The sequence below is a fragment of the Micromonospora sp. NPDC023888 genome, assembly GCF_040639415.1.
Classification (GTDB): Bacteria; Actinomycetota; Actinomycetes; order Mycobacteriales; family Micromonosporaceae; genus Micromonospora.
On sequence record NZ_JBEZZW010000087.1, the window covers coordinates 1 to 3,431 of the forward strand.

1 protein-coding gene is annotated in these 3,431 nt (G+C 71.5%); it reads right to left on the reverse strand.

Going from position 1 to position 3,431, the window contains the following annotated elements:
• Positions 1-3,431 (reverse strand): amino acid adenylation domain-containing protein (locus AB0F61_RS34085; RefSeq protein WP_357818493.1); only part of this gene is annotated, 3,431 nt, incomplete at both ends.

Here is a 3,431-nt window from a genome sequence, read left to right on the forward strand (position 1 = left end):
CGGCGACACCACCATCGCCCGCAACACCCGCACCCACCGCGCCGCAAACCCCTCCACCGTCACCCGGTCATACAAATCCGTCGAAAACTCGACGACGCCGGTGACGCCGGCGGGACGCCCGTCGGCCGTGGTGGCCTCGGTCAGGCTCAGCGACAGGTCGAACCGGGACGTGCCGGTGCCGCGTCCCTCCTGCCACACCCGCACGCCGGAGAGGTCGAAGTCGGCCTCGGCGTTGTTCTGGAGCACCATGGCGATCTGGAACAGCGACTGGTGCGACGCCGACCGGAGTGGATTGATCTTCTCGACCAGGTATTCGAACGGGATGTCCTGATGCGAGTAGGCGGCCAGGCTGCTGGCACGTACCCGCTGGAGAAGCTCGACGAAGGTCGGATCGCCGGACGTGTCGGTGCGCAGCACCACCATGTTGACGAAGAAGCCGACCAGGTCGTCGAGGCGTTCGTCGGTGCGGCCGGCCACCCCGGCGCCGACCACCACGTCGGTGCCGGCGCCCGAACGCGTCAGCAGCGCCGCCAGCGCGGTCTGCAAAACCATGAACAGCGTCGAACCGGTCTGCCGGGCCAGCGCCAGCAGCTCCGCGTGCAGCGCCGGGTCGACCTCGAAGGTGCTCACATCGCCCCGGTAACTGGACACCCTCGGCCGCGGCCGGTCGGTGGGCAGGGTCACCTGCTCCGGCAGGTCGGCGAGCCGCTCCCGCCAGAACGCGAGCTGGCGGCCGAACGCGCTGTCCGGGTCCGCGTCGTCGCCGAGTAGGTCCCGGTGCCAGAGGGTGTAGTCGGCGTACTGCACCGGCAGCGGCGCCCAGTCCGGGGCCCGGCCGGCCGTGCGCGCCGCGTACGCCGTCGCCAGGTCCCGTGCCAGCGGCCGCAGCGACCACCCGTCGGCCACGATGTGGTGCAGGACCAGCATCAGGACCCACTCGTCGGGACCGGCCGCGAACAGCCACGCCCGCAGCGGGATCTCGCCGGCCAGGTCGAACCGGTGGCGGGCGGCGGCCTCGAGAGCCGCGTCCGAGGCGACGTCGTGCACCGACAGCTCGACCTCGACCGGGTCCAGGATCCGCTGGTACGCCTGGCCGTCGCGCTCGGCGAAGACCGTGCGCAACGCCTCGTGCCGTTCGACCACGTCGGTCAGCGCCAGCCGCAGGGCCGGCACGTCGAGCGGGCCCGACAGTCGCAGCGTGAGCGGCATGTTGTAGGTGGGTGACGGCCCTTCGAGCTTGTGCAGGAACCACAGGCGCTGCTGGGCGAACGACAGCGGCAGAAGCTCGGGCCGGGTCAGTGGTTCGAGAGCCGCGCGGGCCGGGGCGTTCGCGGCGAGTATCGACCGGGCCAGCGCGGCCGGCGTGGACGCCTCGAACAGGGTGAGCAGACGCACCTCGAAGCCGAGCTCGGAACGGACCCGGCTGATCAGCCGGGTACCCAGCAGCGAATGGCCGCCCAGGTCGAAGAAGTCGTCCTCGGCGCCGACCTGCTCCAGGCCCAGGATCTCGGCGAAGAGTCCACACAGGATCTCTTCCTCGGGGGTACGCGGGTCGCGTCCCCGCGAGGTCTCGAACTCCGGGTCCGGCAGCGCGTCCCGGTCGAGCTTGCCGTTCGGCGTCAGTGGGATCTCCGGCAGCACCACGATCGCCACCGGCACCAGGTGGTCGGGCAGGACGCGGCGCAGATCCTCGCGGACGGCTGCGGGGTCGACGCCGGGACGCTCCGGAACGAGGTAGCCGACAAGCGCGGGGTCACCGCGCCGGTCATCGCGGACCACCACGACCGCGCGAGCCACCTCCGGATGTGCCGCGAGCGCGGCCTCCACCTCGCCCGGCTCGACGCGGATGCCCCGGATCTGGACCTGGTGGTCGGAACGGCCGAGGTATTCGAGCTGCCCGTCGGTGTTCCACCGAACCACGTCACCGGTCCGGTACATCCGCGACCCGGCCGGACCGTACGGGTCGGCCACGAACCGCGCCGAGGTGAGGCCGCTCCGACGCAGGTAGCCCCGGGTCAGGCCCACACCACCGATGTACAGCTCACCCCGCGAGCCGGGCGGTGTGAGACGCAGACCCTCGTCCAGCACGTACACCCGCCACCCGGGCAGCGGGGCGCCGATCGGATGGTCGCCTCCGGACAACGGCCGACTCACCGTCGTCGCCACCGTCGTCTCCGTCGGGCCGTACAGGTTCGTCATCCGCCGGCCGACCGACCAGCGACGTGCCAGGTCCGGTGAACACGCCTCGCCACCGACCACCAGGCCCTGGAACGTCGGCAGCTCCTCGGCGGCACCGTTGGGCAGGGTCGCCAGCACCGACGGCGGCACGAACGCGTGCGTCACCTCCGCATCCGCGATCAGCGCGGCCAGCTCCTCGCCGGCCAGTCGCGACTCGCGGGCGACGACCAGGGCCGCGCCTGCGCCGACGGCCATCATCAGTTCGAGGACGGAGGCGTCGAAGCTCGGTGACGCCAGCAGCATCACCCGGCTGTCGCCGTCGACGGCGTTGCGCTCGACCGTGCCGGCGGCGAGCGCGGCCAGGCCCCGGTGGGTCACCACGACACCCTTGGGCTGGCCGGTCGAACCCGAGGTGTAGATCACGTACGCCGTGGCATCCACCGGCACCGGACGCATCGGGTCGTGCTCGGGCTGCCCGTCGAAGACATCCGACTCGCCGATCACCAGCACCGGATCGGCGTCGCGCAGCAGGTACTCCACCCGGGCCGGCGGATAGCCCGGGTCCACCGGCAGGTACGCGGCCCCGGCCTTGGCGACACCCAGCAGGGTTGCGATCTGCGCCGCACTGCGGGGCAGCAGCACGGCCACGACATCCTCGACGCCCACGCCGCGCTCGATCAAGGACCAGGCAACCCGGTTCGCGTACGCGTTCAGCTGCGCGTACGTCCAGCTCAGCTCGCCCTCGACGACCGCGACCGCCGCCGGCGTGGCCGCCACCCGTTGCTGGAACAGCTCGGTCAGGGTCGCCGGTCGCACCCGCGGCTCGGTGTACGCCCAGCCGGCCAGCCGCTCCCGCTCGCCGTCGAGCAGCAGGTCCACCGACCCGATGCGCTGCTCCGGATCACCCGCGACGGCGGCCAGGAACCGCAGCCAGCGGCCGACGAAGGCTTCGATCGTGGCGGCGTCGTACAGGTCGGTGGCGTACTCGACGGCCCCGAGCACACCGCCGGCATTCGGCTGCTCGGCGAGGCTGATGAACAGGTCCACCCGGGACAGCCCGGTGCTGGCACCCTCCAACCGGGTCCGCAGGCCGGGGAGGTTGAAGCTGGTGTCGGGGTTGTTCTGGAACGCCATCAACACCTGGAACAACGGACTGTACGCCGTACTCCGATGCGGATTGAGCTTCTCCACCAACGACTCGAACGGCACATCCTGATGCGCGTACGCCTCCAACGACATATCCCGAACCCGCT